Raw genomic sequence first — 19500 nt, forward strand, 5'->3', positions numbered from 1 at the left:
GGTCGATTTTTTATGTCTTAGATGACTTTCGTTTGTGATTATAAATTCCAAATAGTAAAAGTGAAGTAAAGGAACAGATTAATCCAGTAATAAAACCATTGGGAATAAAGGAAAGTGTAATAGTTCCTTTTCCCTTGGGAACATCAACTTTCATAAATCCAGTTTGAGCTTGTTTAATTTCTATTTTCTTATCATCTTGGTAGGCAGACCAACCTTTGTCATAAGGAATGGTGAAGAAAATAGATGTATCTTGTTTGACATCATATGTAGCAAAAACCTTGTTTTTAGAAGTTGATACTGTTACAGGCTGTTCTTTAATTTTTTGAATTGCCTCAGTTAAAGTTTGGGTATCTAAACGATAGAAGTTAGGAGATTCAAATGATACTTGTGAATTTCCAGGGAAACTAACATTGATATTGAAAGTTTTTTTCTCTTTTGTATAGCCTAGATTAAAGAAGGAGAAGATATTATCAGTTGTAAAAGTCTTTTTTTCACCATTTACAAGGATGTCAACCTTCTTTTGTTTATCATTAGAAAAGTGAAGATTTGTGAAAGAAAGATAAACTTGGCTGTTTTCTGGTACTTCAATTTGATACTGGATTGCTGCATCCTCATTTGAAGAACTTGTAACACTAATCAAATCATCAGTATTTTCTGTTTTGTCATAAGGGATTGGAGAAAAATAATCAAAATTGACGTTAGCAAGTTGATTTAAAAATGAGGCCTGATTATCCAAGGTATGTTCATTGAACTTGACATCATTGTAAACAGATTGACTAGCAAATGCAATCAGAAGAAAGTATTGATTTTCATATAGGGTAAGATTATCTTTTTGATAGATATCTTTAAAACCATACTTATCAATAGGACTGTCTGAGATATTGTACTGGATACCAAATAAACTATCAGCCAAAATACTATTATTTGCATAGCGGAGATTGAGATTAGTCCCAGAGGATTTAAACCCAAGTTTATCCAAAGTAGAGCTTGCTGAACGATTTCGAACAGATGAAAATTGAGAGATTCCATTGTAGTTGAATTTCATACTGTCATTTCCTGTCTGAGTCTCTAGTTTCTCAGTACGAGAAAATTGGTTCCCAATATATGTTGAGAAAGATTTCATAGCTGGTATATCTCGATTATAAGCACTTCGAGAAGCAAAACCCCATTCTTTAGCAATTCCGTCTATTTGAGATGAAGCATTTAAACTCATTTCAACCATTATAAATAAAGAGATTAGAATGGCAAATAGATTTACAGAGATAAATTTTTTGATAACTGCAAGGAGTAAAAGAGAATAGACAACCAAAAATTCAAGAGTAAGCAGAATATTCAAATCTGTTAAAAAAGAATAATGCGATTTTAGATAGATGGTAGCTAAAAATCCTGCTACCACAAAAAAAAGCGAAACTAAAAAATTCCAGATTTTAATTTCTTTCAGACGATTTAAGACCTCTGCTGCTGTATAAATTAACAGGGTAGAGAAAATCCAAGCATAGCGATGTAAAAACATATTTGGAGTATGCATACCTTGCCAAAATAAATCAAGAGCTTCTATATAAAAGCTTACAATTAGAAATGCAAAGAAAATTGCATAGATCAGTTTCACGTGAAACTTAATGGATTTAAGTGTAAAAAATAAAATGGTCAAAATAAAGGGAAGCAGTCCAATAAAAATCATTGGGATAGCCCCATACTTTGTTGTATCAAAGGAACCAATGAATTGCTTAGCAAAGAGATCAAGATACCAGCTACTTTCAGTTTGAAACTTTGTAACTTCAGTTAATTTTTCTCCATGTGTCTGTAAATCAAATAGAGTAGGAAGAGTCAGAATCAAACTAGCCATACCAGCTAAAAAGGAGATAACTATGAAATCAAGAACAGATGATTTTCGAGTCTTAAAGTTCCACGAAATTTGACAGAGATACCAGAAAATAAGAAACAATACTGTCATATAGCCAAAATAATAGTTTTGGATAAATAAGATTGACAGACTTGTAAAGTACAATAGGAATTTCTTTTCAGTGATAAGTAGCTGTAAACCAGTTATAATTAAAGGAATCAAGATAAAAACATCTAGCCAGGTTTTTATCTCTAATTGACTGACAGTGAAACTCATCAGAGCATAGGAAGTAGATAAAGCTAGTTTTAAAGGCTTAGGAATCGATTTAAATAATTTATTTAAACTAAAGTAAGTTGACAGTCCAATCAATCCAAATTTTAAGAGAGTTGTCAGATAGACAGCATCTGGCATATTAGTTAGATCAAAAAAGTAAACTAGTGGTGAAAGGAAACTTCCCAAGTAATAACTAGATAGGGCATAGAAATTCAATCCGAGGCCACTTGTAAAGGTGTAGAACAAACTACCATTTTCGTGTAGGATATTTCGTAAAGCTACATCAAAAATAACGTATTGATGAAACCCATCTCCTAATAGTGGAGATGTATCGCTATTCCAGTAGATACCTTGAGATAGATATACTCCTATCATAATGATTACGGGAATGATGAAAGAAACAAAACAGGTCCAATATGTTTTAAAAAATAATTTCATGTTACCTCATAAAATGTTAGAAAACTCAGCTGGTTAACCCAACTGAGTTTTGAAGATTTTAGTCTTTCCAAAGTTCTTTAACTTTTGCTTGTACTTCTGCATTTTCTAGGAATTCATCATAGGTTTCATCGATACGGTCAATGACGCCATTTTTAGACAAGACAATGATATGGTTAGCTAGAGTTTGAATAAACTCGTGGTCATGGCTGGCAAAGATGATTGATTCTTTAAAGTTTTTCAATCCATCATTCAAGCTTGAGATAGATTCCAAGTCCAAGTGATTGGTTGGATCATCAAGTACAAGGACATTTGATTTTAAGAGCATAAGTTTTGAAAGCATGACACGAACTTTTTCTCCCCCTGACAAGACATTTACAGGTTTGTTAACCTCATCTCCAGAGAAGAGCATACGGCCGAGGAAGCCACGTAGAAAAGTATTGTCATCTTCTTCTTTACTTGCGAATTGACGCAACCAGTCAAGGATTGACTCTCCCCCTGCAAAATCGGCCGAGTTATCTTTTGGCAAGTAAGAACGGCTAGTAGTTACTCCCCACTTGACAGTTCCTTCATAGTCAATGTCTCCCATGATTGCACGAATTAATGCAGTCGTTTGGATGTCATTTTGCCCAATAAGCGCTGTCTTATCACCTGGGCGTAAGATAAAGCTGATATTATCTAAAATAGTCTCACCATCAATCTTTACAGTTAGATTTTCTACTGTCAAGAGATCATTACCAATCTCACGTTCCGCTTTAAAGTTAATAAATGGATATTTACGACTAGATGGTACAATCTCTTCTAGCTCAATCTTATCAAGCATTTTCTTACGTGATGTTGCTTGTCTTGATTTAGAAGCATTAGCAGAGAAACGAGCAACGAATTCTTGCAATTGCTTAATTTTTTCTTCTGCTTTAGCATTACGGTCTGCTAGCAATTTAGCAGCGAGTTCAGAAGATTCCTTCCAGAAGTCATAGTTTCCGACATAGAGTTTGATTTTTCCAAAGTCAAGGTCGGCCATGTGAGTACATACTTTATTTAAGAAGTGACGGTCGTGGGATACTACGATAACGGTGTTATCAAAATCAATCAAGAAGTCTTCTAACCAAGTAATCGATTGAATGTCCAAACCGTTGGTAGGCTCGTCCAAAAGAAGAACATCTGGTTTACCAAAAAGTGCTTTGGCGAGGAGAACCTTTACTTTTTCACCGTTGGCCAATTCGCTCATATTTTGATAGTGCAATTCTTCTGGGATATTTAGGTTTTGAAGGAGTTGAGAGGCTTCACTTTCTGCTTCCCATCCTCCAAGCTCGGCAAACTCTCCTTCAAGTTCGGCAGCACGCACTCCATCCTCATCTGAGAAATCTTCCTTCATGTAGATGGCATCTTTCTCTTTCATGATGCTATAAAGTTTTTCATTTCCCATGATAACAACATCAATGGCACGTTCATCTTCATAGTCAAAGTGATTTTGACGAAGAACAGAGAGACGTTCATCTGGACCAAGAGAGATGTGACCAGTAGTAGGTTCTATATCTCCAGCTAAAATTTTTAAAAAGGTTGATTTTCCGGCACCATTAGCACCGATTAATCCGTAAGTATTTCCTTCTGTAAATTTGATATTGACATCATCAAAAAGTTTGCGATCACTAAAACGTAGTGAAACATCAGATACTGTAAGCAATGTTTTTCTCCTATATGTGTAATATATTTATTCTACTAGAAAATACGGAAATATTCAAATTTTTATCTGTCAATTTTGTGTAAATTATATTTACAGTATACTTTACACGAATCCGTAAATAGCAAGACTGATTTATTTTGATAAATTACGGTTATTTCATTAAAAAAATGCTATAATTGAAGGGACTATATCGAAGGAGAACAAAATGACTAAACCCATTATTTTAACAGGAGACCGTCCAACAGGAAAATTGCATATTGGACATTATGTTGGAAGTCTCAAAAATCGAGTATTATTACAGGAAGAGGATAAGTATGATATGTTTGTGTTCTTGGCTGACCAACAAGCTTTGACAGATCATGCTAAAGACCCTCAAACCATTGTAGAGTCTATCGGAAATGTAGCTTTGGATTACCTTGCAGTTGGATTGGATCCAAGTAAATCAACTATCTTTATTCAAAGCCAAATTCCAGAATTAGCTGAGTTGTCTATGTATTATATGAATTTAGTGTCATTAGCACGTTTGGAGCGCAATCCAACTGTCAAGACAGAAATTGCTCAGAAGGAATTTGGAGAAAGCATTCCGACAGGATTTTTGGTTTATCCAATTGCACAAGCAGCTGACATCACAGCCTTTAAGGCCAACTATGTTCCTGTTGGGACAGATCAGAAACCAATGATTGAGCAGACTCGTGAAATTGTTCGTTCTTTTAACAATGCATATAACTGTGATGTCTTGGTAGAACCGGAAGGTATTTATCCAGAAAATGAGAGAGCAGGGCGTTTGCCTGGTTTAGATGGAAATGCTAAAATGTCTAAATCACTCAATAATGGTATTTATTTAGCTGATGATGCGGATACTTTGCGTAAAAAAGTAATGAGTATGTATACAGATCCAGATCATATCCACGTTGAGGATCCAGGTAAAATTGAAGGAAATATGGTTTTCCATTATCTAGATGTTTTTGGTCGTCCAGAAGATGCTCAAGAAATTGCTGACATGAAAGAACATTATCAACGAGGTGGTCTTGGTGATGTGAAGACCAAGCGTTATCTACTTGAAATATTAGAACGTGAACTGGGTCCTATTCGTGAGCGCCGTATTGAATTTGCTAAGGATATGGGAGAAGTTTATAATATGCTTCAAAAAGGTAGTGAAAGAGCGCGTGAAGTTGCAGGTCAAACCCTATCTGAGGTAAAAGGAGCAATGGGACTTCATTATTTTAACTAGGTTTATTTTATAAGAAACTATCATTTCTATCTCAAAGAAAAGATAGTTTTTTATTTACCCCTGTAACATTTGACAAATTTTTATAGAATGGTATGATAGATACAATATAAAAAGAGTCAAGCTCAAAAAGAAAGAAAAGAGGAAACTTCGAATGTCTAATTGGGACACTAAATTTTTGAAAAAAGGTTTTACCTTTGATGATGTATTGCTTATTCCAGCTGAAAGTCATGTGTTGCCTAACGATGCTGATTTAACAACTAAATTGGCAGATAATTTGACTTTAAATATCCCAATTATTACCGCTGCCATGGACACAGTTACAGAGAGTCAAATGGCCATTGCTATTGCTCGTGCAGGTGGTCTCGGAGTTATCCATAAAAACATGTCAATTGCTCAACAAGCAGACGAGGTTCGTAAGGTAAAACGTTCTGAAAATGGAGTTATTATTGATCCCTTCTTCTTGACGCCTGAACATACAATTGCTGAAGCAGATGAGCTTATGGGTCGTTACCGCATCAGTGGTGTTCCAGTTGTTGAAACACTTGAAAATCGTAAATTGGTTGGTATTTTGACAAACCGAGATCTTCGTTTTATTTCAGACTATAACCAACCAATCTCAAATCATATGACCAGTGAAAATCTTATTACTGCTCCTGTGGGTACAGATCTTGCAACAGCTGAGAGCATTCTTCAAGAACACCGTATTGAAAAACTTCCGTTGGTAGATGAAGAAGGTCGTCTTTCTGGTTTGATTACTATCAAAGATATTGAAAAAGTTATTGAGTTTCCAAATGCTGCTAAAGATGAGTTTGGTCGTCTTCTAGTTGCAGGTGCAGTAGGTGTTACTTCAGATACATTTGAACGTGCAGAGGCTCTTTTTGAAGCAGGAGCGGATGCGATTGTTATTGATACTGCACATGGTCATTCTGCAGGTGTCTTGCGTAAAATTGCTGAGATTCGTGCTCATTTCCCAGATCGTACTTTGATTGCTGGAAATATTGCTACTGCTGAGGGAGCGCGCGCACTTTACGAAGCAGGTGTAGATGTTGTCAAGGTTGGGATTGGACCAGGTTCAATCTGTACTACTCGTGTTATTGCAGGTGTTGGTGTTCCGCAAGTAACAGCTATCTACGATGCTGCAGCTGTTGCGCGTGAATATGGTAAAACTATCATTGCTGACGGTGGAATCAAGTATTCTGGAGATATTGTAAAAGCCCTTGCTGCAGGTGGAAATGCAGTTATGCTTGGATCAATGTTTGCTGGAACTGATGAAGCTCCAGGCGAAACTGAAATCTTCCAAGGACGTAAGTTTAAGACTTACCGTGGTATGGGATCAATTGCTGCTATGAAGAAAGGATCAAGCGATCGTTACTTCCAAGGTTCTGTCAATGAAGCAAACAAACTTGTTCCAGAAGGAATTGAAGGTCGTGTTGCTTATAAAGGTGCTGCAGCTGATATTGTCTTCCAAATGATTGGAGGTATTCGCTCTGGTATGGGTTACTGTGGTGCAGCTAACCTTAAAGAACTACACGATAATGCTCAATTTATTGAAATGTCTGGTGCTGGTTTGAAAGAAAGCCACCCTCATGATGTACAAATTACTAATGAGGCACCAAATTATTCTATGTAAAAAACAATGAAAAGAACTCCCGTGGAAACAGGAGTTCTTTTACAATATTGTCAAGTTTCATTTACAATAACTTTACCATCCTGAATAGTGAAAATACTTAGATTTTCTGGTAAATTTTGAAGATGATCTAAGCTTGTTGTTGTAATAAAGGTTTGGATTGAATGAGAAATCGTTTCTAATAATTTTAGTTGTCTAGTGTTGTCAAGTTCACTCATAACATCGTCAAGCAATAATATCGGAGATTCTGTAGTAATACTTTCCATTAACTCGATTTCTGCTAATTTTATAGAGAGGACGAGACTACGATGTTGACCTTGACTTCCAAAACTAGCATCCATCCCATTTATATAAAAAGAAATGTCATCCCGATGAGGACCAACACCAGTGTTCTTTTTAAATAAATCTCTGGACATACTTTTTTCTAAAGCAATTTTGAAAGATTCGGATAAGTCTTCTTTGTCAGTTGTCTTGACAGAAGATTGATAGGATATTGACAACTCTTCAATCTGATTAGAAAGCTCAAAATGTTTCTTACGGCCAAAATATTCTAGTTTTTTTATGAAATCTAAGCGGTGATTCATCACACGACATCCATAATCGACTAGCTGATCATCTAGTACTGAAAGGAAGGTTTCATCTATTTTTTGAGCTGATTTTAGATAGGTATTTCTTTGCTTAAGGATATGGTTATAATTGGTTAAATCTGATAGATAGATGGGCTTAATTTGTCCAAGCTCCATATCAATGAATTTTCGTCGAACTGAAGGTGCTCCTTTAATTAGTTGTAAATCTTCCGGAGCAAATAAGACAACATTCATGTGTCCTACGTAATCTGAAAGTCGTGCCTGTTTTAAGTGATTAACTTTTGTCACACGCCCTTTTTGTGTTAGTTCGATTTCGAGAGGAATGGATCCCGTTTGTTTTTGAACAAGACCTGAAAGATGAAGTTGTTCCTCGTCAAAATGAATGAGATTTTTATCTGTTCGAGTCCGATGACTACGTGTTAAGGCTAAAAAATAGATAGCCTCTAACATATTTGTTTTACCTTGCGCATTGCGTCCTAAAAAGACATTTAATTTAGGGTTAAAGTCTATTTTCGTCTCTTTATAGTTACGAAAAGTCTTGAGAGATAGGTGTTGTAGCCACATGATTATCTACCAGGGAATCGTGGAGCTTGTTTGCTTTTGGTCGATGAAGTAGGTTTAGAGTTGTCTTTTTTTACTCCTTTATTCATCTCCTTGACAAGTTTAGCGATTCGTTCTTTTTCAACTTTATCAGCCTGATACTCCTCTTGCTCCTCAGAAGTAGGTTGTGTCAACAAGATGTCAATATTTATGTCAGGGATGTCAACTTTATCGCCAATACGAAGTTTTTTACCACGACGACTCTCTAATTCTCCATTAAAGTAAACAGAATGTTCAGAGAGAAATGATTTGATAGCTCCTCCGCTATGTGTAATTCCAAGTTCTTTGAGTAGTGCTTGGAGGGTAATAAATTCTTCAAATAATTTGTATTCCATAATTCACCTCAATCTTTGGTATTATACCATATTTTCCTAAAAATAGTGAGAGAAACAGGGAGAAATGTAAGCGATTTTTATTTCAAAAGTGTTACAGAGAACAAGAAAATTTCAGGTTTTCGTGATATAATAGAAGTCTGTATATAAGGAGGTAAGTCATGGAGTTAGTGCATGGAATTTCAACACATTTTATCCAATCAAAAAAGTTTAAAACGAACAAAATTACCGTGCGTTTTACCGCTCCATTATCCCTCGATACGATTGCAGGTCGCATGTTGAGTGCGAGTATGCTAGAAACGTCCAACCAGATGTACCCCACTTCTCAAGCTTTGAGAAGACACTTGGCCAGTCTATACGGTACAGATATGTCAACCAATTGTTTTAGAAGAGGGCAAAGTCATATTGTAGACTTGACATTTAACTATGTTCGTGATGAGTTTTTAAGTAAGAAAAATGTGCTAACTTCTCAGGTTTTGGAACTAGTAAAAGAGACTCTTTTCTCACCCGTAGTAGTTGATAATGGATTTGATCCAGCCTTATTTGAAATTGAGAAAAAGCAATTGCTAGCAAGTTTAGCAGCTGATATGGATGATTCTTTTTCTTTTGCACATAAAGAATTAGATAAATTATTTTTTCATGATGAACGTCTCCAATTGGAATACAGTGATTTACGAAATCGTATTTTAGCTGAAACTCCACAGAGTTCTTATTCTTGGTTCCAAGAATTTTTGGCCAATGATCGAATAGATTTCTTTTTCTTAGGTGATTTTAATGAGATTGAAATTCAAAATGTATTAGAATCATTTGGTTTTAAAGGTCGAGAAGGAGATGTGAAGGTTCAGTATTGTCAACTTTATTCCAATATCCTTCAGGAAGGTATGGTTCGGAAAAATGTGGGACAATCCATTTTGGAATTAGGTTATCATTGCCCTTCTGAATATGGTGATGAGCAACATTTACCCATGATTGTAATGAATGGTTTACTTGGTGGATTTGCTCACTCTAAACTATTTACAAATGTCCGTGAAAATGCTGGATTGGCTTATACTATTTCAAGTCAGCTTGATTTGTTTAGTGGATTCTTGAGGATGTATGCTGGTATCAATCGAGAAAATCGGAACCAGGCTCGTAAAATGATGAATAATCAACTGATTGATTTAAAAAAAGGATATTTTACAGAACTTGAATTAGAGCAGACCAAGGAAATGATTCGTCGGTCTTTGTTACTTTCTCAAGATAATCAATCTTCATTGATTGAACGTGCTTATCAAAATGCCTTACTTGGAAAATCTTCAGCAGACTTTAAAAGTTGGATTACAAAACTCGAGCAAGTTGACAAAGATGCTATTTGTAGAGCAGCTAATAATGTGAAACTACAAGCGATTTACTTTATGGAAGGAATAGAATGACAAAGGTTGTTTTTGAAGAAAAATACTATCCAGCTGTAAAAGAAATAGTTTATCGAACTCGTTTGTCAAATGGATTGACAGTTGCTCTTTTGCCTAAAAAGGGATTTAAAGAGGTTTACGGGAGTGTAACTGTACAGTTTGGTTCGGTAGATACGCTTGTCGTAGAAGTTGACGAAGGTGTAAAACAACATCCTGCAGGAATTGCTCATTTTCTTGAACATAAATTATTTGAAAGAGAAGATTCTAGCGATTTGATGTCAGCTTTTACGAGTCTAGGTGCAGATAGTAATGCCTTTACAAGCTTTACAAAAACAAGCTATCTTTTTTCAGCAAGGGATCATTTTTTAGAAAATTTAGAGTTACTTGATGAATTGGTAATATCAGCACATTTTACTGAAGATTCCATTTTAAGAGAGCAGGATATTATCCAGCAAGAAAGGGAAATGTATCAAGATGATCCAGATTCGTGTTTATTCTTTTCAACTTTAGCGAATTTGTATCCTGGCACACCTTTAGCAACTGATATAGTTGGAAGTGAGGAGTCAATTTCCCAAATTAATCTAACTAATTTGCAAGAAAATTTTACAAGATTTTACAAACCTGTAAACATGTCTCTGTTTTTAGTTGGTAATTTTGATGTAGATCAAGTACAGGACTACTTTGAAAAAAAAGAACTGGAAGATTTAGATGTTCAGGAAGTAGCAAGAGAAAAGTTTGTTTTACAAGCTGTAAAGCAAACAGACAGTATGAGAATGGAAGTGTCTTCTCCTAAACTAGCGATTGGGATTAGAGGTAATCGAGAAGTTGATGAGGCGGATTGCTATCGACATCATATTTTATTAAAATTATTGTTTGCAATGATGTTTGGTTGGACTTCGGATCGTTTTCAAAAATTATATGAATCAGGTAAAATTGATGCGTCCTTATCTCTGGAAGTTGAAGTAACAAGTCGCTTTCATTTTGTTATGTTGACAATGGATACAAAAGAGCCAGTTGCTTTATCTCATCAGTTTAGGAAGGCTATTCGTAATTTTACAAAGGATTCAGATATTACAGAGGATCATTTAGATATTATAAAAAGAGAAATGTTTGGAGAATTTTTCAGTAGCATGAACTCTCTTGAATTTATTGCAACGCAATATGATGCTTTTGGACAGGGTGAGACAATCTTTGATTTACCAAAGATTTTACAGGAAATTAATTTAGAGGATGTCCTTGATGCTGGACATCATTTAATAGATGATGGTGATATAGTTGATTTTACAATATTCCCATCGTAGCAACCTATCATAATAGACACTAGAAAGAAGGAATGACAAGTATGAGGAAAAAAACAATTGGTGAGGTTTTACGTTTAGCTAGAACCAACCAAGGGTTGACTCTAGAAGAATTACACAAAAAAACAGAAATTCAGTTGGATATGTTGGAGGCGATGGAAGCTGATGATTTTGATCAACTTCCTAGTCCATTTTATACTCGTTCTTTTTTACGAAAGTATGCGTGGGCAGTTGAGCTTGATGAGAGAATTGTCTTGGATGCTTATGATTCTGGGAGCATGATTACGTATGAGGAAGTAGATGTTGATGAAGACGAGTTGACAGGCAGGAGACGTTCCAGTAAGAAAAATAAGACATCATTTTTACCTTTATTTTATTTTATACTCTTTGCCCTATCGATTGTCATTTTTGTGACTTATTATGTTTGGAATTATCTCCAGACTCAACCGGAGAATTCATCTACGTCTAGTTATAGTGTAGTCCAAGCAACAAGTTCGACTAGTTCTGTAACTCCATCTTCAAGTAGTGGTTCATCAAGTAGCTCTTCGAATATTGAACCAGTTATAAGTGTATCAGGTGAAGGAAATTATGTAGAAATCGCTTATAAAACAAGTAAGGAAACCGCAAAATTGCAATTATCGGTTTCAGATGCTAGAAGTTGGGTTAGTGTTTCAGAAAGTGAGCTTGAGGGTGGTGTGACCTTATCACCGGATAATAAAAGTGCAGAAACAACAGTTTCAACAAAAAATCCTGTGACCATTACTTTAGGTGTTGTCAAAGGTGTTGCTTTAACAGTAGATAATCAGACTGTTGATTTATCGAAATTAACAGCTCAAACTGGACAAATCACTGTAACCTTTACTAGAAATTAAGGAAAAACGAATGAAAAAAGAACAAATTCCCAATCTCTTAACAATAGGTCGAATTCTCTTTATACCTATTTTTATCTTTATTTTAACGATAGGAAATTCGCTAGAAAGTCATATAGTAGCAGCTATTATATTTGCTATTGCCAGTATTACCGACTATTTAGATGGATATTTAGCTCGTAAATGGAATGTGGTCAGTAATTTTGGCAAATTTGCAGATCCTATGGCGGATAAGTTACTAGTTATGTCTGCTTTTATTATGCTGATTGAGTTAGGTATGGCTCCAGCTTGGATTGTTGCAGTGATCATCTGTCGTGAGTTGGCTGTAACAGGTTTAAGACTTTTATTAGTTGAAACTGGTGGGACAGTTTTAGCAGCAGCAATGCCTGGAAAAATTAAAACTTTTAGTCAGATGTTTGCCATTGTTTTCTTGCTATTACATTGGATTTTGCTTGGTCAAGTTCTACTTTATGTAGCCTTGTTTTTCACTATCTACTCTGGTTATGATTATTTCAAGGGTAGTGCCTATGTATTTAAAGGGACATTTGGTTCGAAATGAAATCAGTAATTGATGTAAAAAATCTTTCTTTTCGCTATAAGGAAAGTCAGGAATACTATGATGTGAAGGATATTACGTTTCACGTGAAACGTGGAGAATGGCTTTCGATTGTAGGGCATAATGGTAGTGGTAAATCAACGACGGTTCGCTTAATTGATGGCTTACTGGAAGCAGAATCCGGAGAGATTGTAATCAATGGCCAACAGTTGACTGAGGAGAATGTTTGGAGCATACGTCGTCAAATCGGTATGGTTTTTCAAAATCCAGATAATCAATTTGTTGGAGCGACTGTTGAAGATGATGTTGCCTTTGGTTTGGAAAATCAGGGACTTTCTCGTCAAGAAATGAGAAAGAGAGTGGAAGAAGCTCTGGATTTGGTTGGCATGTTGGACTTTAAAAAGAGAGAGCCAGCACGTCTATCAGGTGGCCAAAAGCAACGTGTGGCTATTGCAGGTGTTGTAGCCCTAAGACCAGCTATTTTAATCTTAGATGAAGCAACGAGTATGTTGGATCCTGAGGGACGTAGAGAACTGATTGAGACAGTAAAAGGAATTCGGAAAGACTATGATATGACGGTCATTTCCATTACACATGATTTGGAAGAAGTCGCCATGAGTGATCGTGTGTTGGTCATGAAAAAAGGGTCAATTGAATCAACTAGTAGCCCAAGAGAACTTTTCTCACGAAATGATTTGGATCAAATTGGATTAGACGATCCTTTTGCTAATCAATTAAAACATTCTTTGAGCCAGAATGGCTATGATTTGCCTGAAAATTATTTGACAGAAAGTGAGCTAGAGGATAAACTATGGGAATTGCTCTAGAAAATGTGAGTTTTACGTATCAAGAAGGGACTCCCTTAGCTTCAACAGCTTTGTCAGATGTTTCTTTGACGATTGAAGATGGTTCTTATACGGCTTTAATTGGCCACACAGGTAGTGGTAAATCAACTATTTTGCAACTCTTAAATGGTTTATTGGTGCCAAGTCAAGGGAGTGTGCGAGTTTTTGATATCTTAATCACTTCGACTTCTAAAAATAAAGATATTCGGCAAATTAGAAAACAGGTTGGTTTGGTATTTCAGTTTGCTGAAAATCAGATTTTTGAAGAAACGGTTTTGAAAGACGTCGCTTTTGGACCGCAAAATTTTGGAGTTTCTGAAGAAGATGCGGAGCAGATTGCTCGTGAGAAACTGGCTCTGGTTGGAATTGATGAATCACTTTTTAATCGTAGCCCGTTTGAGCTATCAGGTGGACAAATGAGACGTGTGGCCATTGCAGGCATACTTGCCATGGAACCAGCCATATTAGTCTTAGATGAGCCCACAGCAGGCCTAGATCCCCTGGGAAGAAAAGATCTGATGAATTTATTCAAAAAACTCCACCAGTCAGGGATGACCATTGTCTTGGTAACGCATTTGATGGATGATGTTGCTGAATATGCAAGTCAAGTCTATGTGATGGAAAAGGGACGTTTAGTTAAGGGTGGTAAACCAAGTGATATCTTTCAAGATGTTGTCTTTATGGAAGAAGTGCAGTTGGGAGTACCTAAAATTACGGCCTTTTGTAAACGATTGGCTGATAGAGGCGTGTCATTTAAACGATTACCGATTAAGATAGAGGAGTTCAAGGAGTCGCTAAATGGATAGTATGATTTTGGGGCGTTATATCCCAGGGGATTCGATTGTTCACCGATTGGATCCACGTAGCAAATTGCTTGCTATGATGCTACTGATTTTAATCGTTTTTTGGGCTAATAATCCCTTGACGAATCTAATTCTTTTTATAGCGACAGGGATTTTTATTGCCTTGTCAGGAGTATCTCTTTCATTTTTTATTCAGGGCTTGAAATCTATGTTTTTCTTGATTGCCTTCACAACTATTTTTCAACTGTTTTTCATTTCTAATGGGAATGTTTTATTTGAGTTTTCATTTGTGAGAATCACAGATTATGCTTTGCAACAAGCTGGAATTATTTTTTGTCGCTTTGTATTGATTATTTTCTTTTCAACTTTGTTAACTTTAACGACCATGCCTTTAAGTTTGGCATCAGCTGTTGAAGCTTTATTAGCACCTTTAAAGCGTGTGAAAGTTCCAGTTCATGAAATTGGCTTAATGCTATCTATGAGTTTGCGTTTTGTTCCGACCTTGATGGATGATACGACGCGGATTATGAATGCACAGAAAGCGCGTGGAGTTGATTTTGGAGAAGGGAGCATCGTTCAAAAGGTGAAGGCTATGATTCCCATTTTGATTCCTCTTTTTGCTACAAGTTTAAAACGTGCGGATTCCTTGGCTATTGCCATGGAAGCGCGCGGTTATCAGGGGGGAAAAGGCAGAAGTCAATACCGACAACTGAAATGGACTCGAAAGGATACACTTACTATTCTTGTTATTCTCGGACTTGGTTGTTGCTTATTTTTCTTAAAATCTTAGTTCTTTCAGGAATTGATAAAAAATTACTGTAACAGTTTCTGATATAAAGGTAGGGATATGAACCGTTTTAAAAAATCAAAATATGTCATTATTGTTTTTGTCACTGTTCTGCTTGTGTCAGCTCTTTTAGCGACGACTTATTCAAGTACAATTGTGACAAAATTAGGAGATGGAATCTCATTGGTTGATAGGGTTGTGCAAAAACCTTTTCAGTGGTTTGATTCTGTCAAATCAGATTTGGCTCATTTGACACGAACATATAACGAAAATGAAAGTTTGAAGAAACAGATTTACCAATTAGAAGTTAAATCAAATGAGGCGGGAAGTTTAAAGACGGAAAATGAACAACTGCGTCAATTGCTTGATATGAAGTCCAAGTTGCAAGCCACAAAGATTTTAGCAGCAGATGTTATTATGCGTTCTCCGGTATCTTGGAAGCAGGAATTGACCCTGGAAGCAGGTAAATCAAAAGGGGCTTCTGAGAACATGTTAGCCATTGCAAATGGTGGCTTGATTGGGAGTGTCTCAAAAGTGGAGGAGAACTCTACTATGGTCAACCTTCTGACAAATACGGAAAATGCTGATAAGATTTCTGTTAAAATTCAACATGGTTCTACTACAATTTATGGAATTATTGTTGGCTATGATAAAGAAAATGAAGTTCTTAAAATTAGCCAATTAAATAGTAGTAGCGATATTAGTGCAGGCGATAAGGTGACCACTGGTGGATTAGGAAACTTTAATGTTGCTGATATTCCTGTTGGTGAAGTGGTTGCTACAACGCATAGTGCAGATTATTTGACAAGAGAAGTAACTGTTAAATTGAGTGCAGATACTCATAATGTGAGTGTGATAGAATTAGTGGGGAATTCATAATGAGACAGTTGAAGCGAGTTGGAGTATTTTTATTGCTTCCTTTCTTTGTTCTAATTGATGCCCATATTAGCCAGCTTCTGGGTTCATTCTTTACCCATGTGCAGTTAGCTAGTCATTTTCTATTTTTATTTCTCTTATTTGAGACGATTGAAGTATCAGAGTATCTCTATTTAGCCTATTGTTTTGTAGTGGGTTTGGTTTATGACATTTACTTTTTCCACTTGATAGGGATTGCAACTCTGCTATTCGTCTTATTGGGGGCATTTCTCCATAAATTTAATAGCATTATTTTGTTGAATCGTTGGACGAGAATGTTGGCAATTATTGTCATGACTTTTCTATTTGAGATGGGGGCATATATACTTGCATTAGTGGTAGGTTTAACTGTGGATAGTATGTCTTTGTTTATAGTCTATAGTTTAGTACCATCAATGATTTTGAACCTTATATGGATGATTATTTTTCAGTTTATTTTTGAAAAGATTTACCTATAAGAAAGAAATAAAAATGTAACAAAGGCGTAATATTCATTAGGCCTTTTTTTGGTATACTAGTAATGTCTTTAAAAGAAGGAGTATCTACGAAATATGAAGAAAAAAATCTTAGCGTCACTTTTACTAAGTACAGTAATGGTTTCTCAAGCAGCTGTTTTAACAACTGCGCATGCAGAAACTACTGATGACAAAATTGCTGCTCAAGATAATAAAATTAGCAACTTAACAGCACAACAACAAGAAGCCCAAAAACAAGTTGATCAAGTTCAGGAGCAAGTATCTGCTATTCAAACAGAGCAATCAAACTTGCAATCTGAAAATGATAGACTACAAGAAGAATCTAAAAAGCTTGAGGGTGAAATTACAGAACTTTCTAAGAATATTGTATCTCGCAATGATTCATTACAAAAACAAGCTCGTAGTGCTCAAACAAATGGAGCTGCAACAAATTACATTAATACAATTGTAAACTCAAAATCAATTACAGAAGCTATTTCACGTGTTGCTGCAATGAGTGAAATCGTATCTGCAAACAACAAAATGTTGGAACAACAAAAAGCAGATAAAAAAGCTATTTCTGAAAAACAAGTAGCAAACAATGATGCAATTAATACAGTTATTGCAAATCAGCAAAAACTAGCTGATGATGCTCAATCATTAACTACAAAACAAGCTGAGTTGAAAGCTGCAGAATTGAATCTTGCTGCTGAAAAGGCTACTGCAGAGGATGAAAAAGCAAGTTTACTTGAGAAAAAAGCTGCAGCAGAAGCAGAAGCTAAAGCAGCTGCAGAAGCAGAAGCAGCTTATAAAGCTAAACAAGCAAGTCAACAACAAAAAGTCGTTGCTTCTGGGAATACAACTTTTACAGCAGAAGTTCAAGCAGTATCAACTACTTCTTCGTCATCTAGTTCGTCTGAATCATCTTCAAGTAGTGCTTCAGCGGAATCAACAAGCTATACTCCTGCACCAGTGAAACAACATCCGACATACAGTACAAATGCATCAAGCTATCCTGTAGGTCAATGTACATGGGGAGTAAAAACTTTAGCACCATGGGCTGGTGATTACTGGGGTAATGGTGGTCAATGGGCTGCAAGTGCAGCAGCTGCAGGTTTCCGTACAGGTTCTACACCACAAGTTGGCGCGATTGCATGTTGGGATGATGGAGGATACGGTCACGTAGCAGTTGTTACAGCAGTTGAATCATCAACTCGTATTCAAGTTTCTGAGTGTAACTATGATGGAAGTGGAACTCAACCAATCGGAAATTATCGTGGATGGTTTAATCCGACAGCATCAAGAGGTACTGTAAGATACATTTATCCAAACTAATATACTGATTATTACTATACAAAGGGTGAGATCTTATTAATCTCACCCTTTGTATAGTGCTGGAAAAATTAATTTCATTATATAATTACTTGAACTTATTTTCTATTTTTATAATTATTTAATTAAAGTAAAATGAAATGTAGAGATTTAGTACGAGTGTAGCATGTTAATAAAAAATGGTTTCTAAGGGAGTCGGTGTTGAAGTTATGTTTAGGTATAAAATAAATGTTGATGCTAAAGAGTGGGATTTATTTTTAGAAAATCATCCTCAAGGAAATTTATTACAGAGTAGTGATTGGTCCAAGATAAAGGATACTTGGGGGAACGAGAGAGTTGGCTTTTATAAAGATAATCAATTAGTTGGAGTAGCAAATATCTTAATTCAGCCGCTACCATTAGGACTTTCTATGTTTTATATTCCACGAGGTCCAGTAATTGACTATGAAGATAAAGAACTTCTGAAATTTGTTCTTTTAACGTTGAAAAAACTTGCTAAAAAAAGCCATGCAATAATGGTTAAATTTGACCCAAGTTTATTTATCAGTAGAGGTCTTATTGACCAAGAAACTGTCCAAAATTCTATGGCTTTAGCAATTGTCGAAGAACTGAAAAAAAATAAAGTTTATTGGACAGGCTTAACAAAGGATATGGCAGAAAATATACAACCACGTTTTCAAGCTAATATTCATAAAGAAAATTTCTCACTGGATCAACTTTCTAAGTCTACTAGACAGGCCATCCGAACTGCAAGAAATAAAGGATTAGAAGTAAAATTTGGTGGACTTGATTTATTAGATGAATTTTCATTTTTAATGAAGAAAACAGAGTCTCGCAAGAATATCAGTTTACGAGGCAAAGATTATTATCAGAAGTTACTGGATACTTATCCTGATCACTCCTTTATCACACTGAGCTATTTAGATCTACCTAATAGACTGAAAGAAGTTGAGCAACAATTCGAAAAGAATCTAAAAACAGCGCAGAAGTTTACAGATAAAACGAAAGAAGGTAAAATAAAAGAGAATCAGCAAGAGAGAAAACGATTAAAGGAAGAAATTTCTTTTCTTAAGAACCATATTAACAGAGGGGATAGTATTGTCCCATTGTCTGGTACTTTAACTATCGAATTTGGGAAAACTTCTGAGAACTTATATGCTGGAATGAATGAAGAATTTAGACACTATCAACCTGCTATTCCTACATGGTTTGAGACAGCACAACATTCTTTTGAACGAGGGGCTGAGACTCATAATATGGGTGGAATTGAAAACAATTTAGAGGGTGGGTTAATTAACTTTAAATCTAAGTTTAATCCTACTATTGAGGAATTTGCTGGTGAGTTTAATTATCCAACTAGTTCATTATATTTTTTGTTTAATCTAGCTTATAAAATTCGTAAGAAACTTCGAAGTAGATAAAATAAACTAATGATTTTGCCACTATATTAAATTTTAAAAAATTTAGCTATTAGAGCATCCCAGCAGTATATGTTGGGATGCTTTAAATTTAGAGTTTTTATTAGTAATTTAATGCTAAATTCCCAAACTAATTTCCACTTTGGCCTTCCAAGTGGAAGTTACTTTGAGAAGTTGGCAGAAATTATCTACTTTAAAAATCTACTAAAATAGCTTGAA

General features: G+C 35.6%; 17 protein-coding genes. 13 read left to right on the plus strand and 4 right to left on the minus strand.

What is annotated here, in order from left to right:
* Window positions 1-10: 10 nt before the first annotated feature.
* On the minus strand, window positions 11-2554 hold the full coding sequence (locus tag D8849_RS03930; RefSeq protein ID WP_125386266.1) for a YfhO family protein: 2544 nt from the start codon (window positions 2552-2554) through the stop codon (window positions 11-13).
* 58 nt (window positions 2555-2612) lie between these two features.
* On the minus strand, window positions 2613-4235 hold the full coding sequence (locus D8849_RS03935) for an ATP-binding cassette domain-containing protein (protein ID WP_000958774.1): 1623 nt from the start codon (window positions 4233-4235) through the stop codon (window positions 2613-2615).
* Window positions 4236-4440: 205 nt separating this feature from the next.
* Between D8849_RS03935 and trpS the strand changes: the two genes are divergently transcribed.
* Window positions 4441-5466: a tryptophan--tRNA ligase gene (gene trpS, locus D8849_RS03940; RefSeq protein ID WP_125386267.1), complete on the plus strand. Its 1026-nt coding sequence runs from the start codon at window positions 4441-4443 to the stop codon at window positions 5464-5466.
* A gap of 151 nt (window positions 5467-5617) precedes the next feature.
* Window positions 5618-7096, plus strand: a complete 1479-nt coding sequence (guaB, locus tag D8849_RS03945) for an IMP dehydrogenase (protein ID WP_000073401.1) — start codon at window positions 5618-5620, stop codon at window positions 7094-7096.
* Window positions 7097-7146: 50 nt separating this feature from the next.
* Here the strand turns inward: guaB and recF are convergent, their stop codons facing one another.
* Window positions 7147-8244 (minus strand): DNA replication/repair protein RecF, encoded by a 1098-nt coding sequence (recF, locus tag D8849_RS03950; RefSeq protein ID WP_125386268.1) that lies wholly within the window; start codon window positions 8242-8244, stop codon window positions 7147-7149.
* Window positions 8245-8246: 2 nt separating this feature from the next.
* The gene (yaaA, locus tag D8849_RS03955; protein WP_042751857.1) at window positions 8247-8615 is read right to left on the minus strand and encodes a S4 domain-containing protein YaaA; all 369 of its coding nucleotides are present in this window, start codon (window positions 8613-8615) and stop codon (window positions 8247-8249) included.
* 158 nt (window positions 8616-8773) lie between these two features.
* Between yaaA and yfmF the strand changes: the two genes are divergently transcribed.
* From yfmF to D8849_RS04010, 11 genes are all read left to right on the plus strand, one after another.
* On the plus strand, window positions 8774-10024 hold the full coding sequence (gene yfmF / locus D8849_RS03960; protein WP_125386269.1) for an EF-P 5-aminopentanol modification-associated protein YfmF: 1251 nt from the start codon (window positions 8774-8776) through the stop codon (window positions 10022-10024).
* On the plus strand, window positions 10021-11304 hold the full coding sequence (yfmH, locus tag D8849_RS03965) for an EF-P 5-aminopentanol modification-associated protein YfmH (protein WP_125386270.1): 1284 nt from the start codon (window positions 10021-10023) through the stop codon (window positions 11302-11304). The genes yfmF and yfmH overlap by 4 nt, the downstream gene beginning before the upstream one ends.
* A gap of 41 nt (window positions 11305-11345) precedes the next feature.
* Window positions 11346-12173 (plus strand): cytoskeleton protein RodZ, encoded by an 828-nt coding sequence (gene rodZ, locus D8849_RS03970; protein ID WP_125386271.1) that lies wholly within the window; start codon window positions 11346-11348, stop codon window positions 12171-12173.
* A 10-nt stretch (window positions 12174-12183) separates the two neighbouring features.
* Window positions 12184-12729: a CDP-diacylglycerol--glycerol-3-phosphate 3-phosphatidyltransferase gene (pgsA, locus tag D8849_RS03975; protein WP_125386272.1), complete on the plus strand. Its 546-nt coding sequence runs from the start codon at window positions 12184-12186 to the stop codon at window positions 12727-12729.
* On the plus strand, window positions 12726-13553 hold the full coding sequence (locus D8849_RS03980; protein ID WP_125386273.1) for an energy-coupling factor ABC transporter ATP-binding protein: 828 nt from the start codon (window positions 12726-12728) through the stop codon (window positions 13551-13553). The genes pgsA and D8849_RS03980 overlap by 4 nt, the downstream gene beginning before the upstream one ends.
* On the plus strand, window positions 13538-14377 hold the full coding sequence (locus tag D8849_RS03985; RefSeq protein WP_125386274.1) for an energy-coupling factor transporter ATPase: 840 nt from the start codon (window positions 13538-13540) through the stop codon (window positions 14375-14377). The genes D8849_RS03980 and D8849_RS03985 overlap by 16 nt, the downstream gene beginning before the upstream one ends.
* Window positions 14370-15164 (plus strand): energy-coupling factor transporter transmembrane component T family protein, encoded by a 795-nt coding sequence (locus tag D8849_RS03990; protein ID WP_061589679.1) that lies wholly within the window; start codon window positions 14370-14372, stop codon window positions 15162-15164. Before D8849_RS03985 ends, D8849_RS03990 begins: the two co-directional genes overlap by 8 nt.
* Window positions 15165-15221: 57 nt before the next feature.
* The gene (gene mreC / locus D8849_RS03995) at window positions 15222-16040 is read left to right on the plus strand and encodes a rod shape-determining protein MreC (protein WP_125386275.1); all 819 of its coding nucleotides are present in this window, start codon (window positions 15222-15224) and stop codon (window positions 16038-16040) included.
* The gene (gene mreD, locus D8849_RS04000; RefSeq protein WP_125386276.1) at window positions 16040-16534 is read left to right on the plus strand and encodes a rod shape-determining protein MreD; all 495 of its coding nucleotides are present in this window, start codon (window positions 16040-16042) and stop codon (window positions 16532-16534) included. Before mreC ends, mreD begins: the two co-directional genes overlap by 1 nt.
* 93 nt (window positions 16535-16627) lie before the next feature.
* The gene (pcsB, locus tag D8849_RS04005; RefSeq protein WP_004269801.1) at window positions 16628-17866 is read left to right on the plus strand and encodes a peptidoglycan hydrolase PcsB; all 1239 of its coding nucleotides are present in this window, start codon (window positions 16628-16630) and stop codon (window positions 17864-17866) included.
* 206 nt (window positions 17867-18072) lie between these two features.
* Window positions 18073-19284 (plus strand): aminoacyltransferase, encoded by a 1212-nt coding sequence (locus D8849_RS04010; RefSeq protein WP_125386414.1) that lies wholly within the window; start codon window positions 18073-18075, stop codon window positions 19282-19284.
* Window positions 19285-19500 lie beyond the last annotated feature (216 nt).

This window comes from Streptococcus mitis (genome assembly GCF_003942765.1).
Lineage (GTDB): Bacteria > Bacillota > Bacilli > Lactobacillales > Streptococcaceae > Streptococcus > Streptococcus mitis_BE.

What these genes read in the sequence shown, in the direction of transcription:
- D8849_RS03930 (WP_125386266.1), bottom strand. Translation starts at nt 2,554, where the DNA reads ATGAAATTATTTTTTAAAACATATTGGACCTGTTTTGTTTCTTTCATC.
- trpS (WP_125386267.1), top strand. Translation starts at nt 4,441, where the DNA reads ATGACTAAACCCATTATTTTAACAGGAGACCGTCCAACAGGAAAATTG.
- guaB (WP_000073401.1), top strand. Translation starts at nt 5,618, where the DNA reads ATGTCTAATTGGGACACTAAATTTTTGAAAAAAGGTTTTACCTTTGAT.
- recF (WP_125386268.1), bottom strand. Translation starts at nt 8,244, where the DNA reads ATGTGGCTACAACACCTATCTCTCAAGACTTTTCGTAACTATAAAGAG.
- yaaA (WP_042751857.1), bottom strand. Translation starts at nt 8,615, where the DNA reads ATGGAATACAAATTATTTGAAGAATTTATTACCCTCCAAGCACTACTC.
- yfmF (WP_125386269.1), top strand. Translation starts at nt 8,774, where the DNA reads ATGGAGTTAGTGCATGGAATTTCAACACATTTTATCCAATCAAAAAAG.
- yfmH (WP_125386270.1), top strand. Translation starts at nt 10,021, where the DNA reads ATGACAAAGGTTGTTTTTGAAGAAAAATACTATCCAGCTGTAAAAGAA.
- rodZ (WP_125386271.1), top strand. Translation starts at nt 11,346, where the DNA reads ATGAGGAAAAAAACAATTGGTGAGGTTTTACGTTTAGCTAGAACCAAC.
- pgsA (WP_125386272.1), top strand. Translation starts at nt 12,184, where the DNA reads ATGAAAAAAGAACAAATTCCCAATCTCTTAACAATAGGTCGAATTCTC.
- D8849_RS03980 (WP_125386273.1), top strand. Translation starts at nt 12,726, where the DNA reads ATGAAATCAGTAATTGATGTAAAAAATCTTTCTTTTCGCTATAAGGAA.
- D8849_RS03985 (WP_125386274.1), top strand. Translation starts at nt 13,538, where the DNA reads ATGGGAATTGCTCTAGAAAATGTGAGTTTTACGTATCAAGAAGGGACT.
- D8849_RS03990 (WP_061589679.1), top strand. Translation starts at nt 14,370, where the DNA reads ATGGATAGTATGATTTTGGGGCGTTATATCCCAGGGGATTCGATTGTT.
- mreC (WP_125386275.1), top strand. Translation starts at nt 15,222, where the DNA reads ATGAACCGTTTTAAAAAATCAAAATATGTCATTATTGTTTTTGTCACT.
- mreD (WP_125386276.1), top strand. Translation starts at nt 16,040, where the DNA reads ATGAGACAGTTGAAGCGAGTTGGAGTATTTTTATTGCTTCCTTTCTTT.
- pcsB (WP_004269801.1), top strand. Translation starts at nt 16,628, where the DNA reads ATGAAGAAAAAAATCTTAGCGTCACTTTTACTAAGTACAGTAATGGTT.
- D8849_RS04010 (WP_125386414.1), top strand. Translation starts at nt 18,073, where the DNA reads ATGTTTAGGTATAAAATAAATGTTGATGCTAAAGAGTGGGATTTATTT.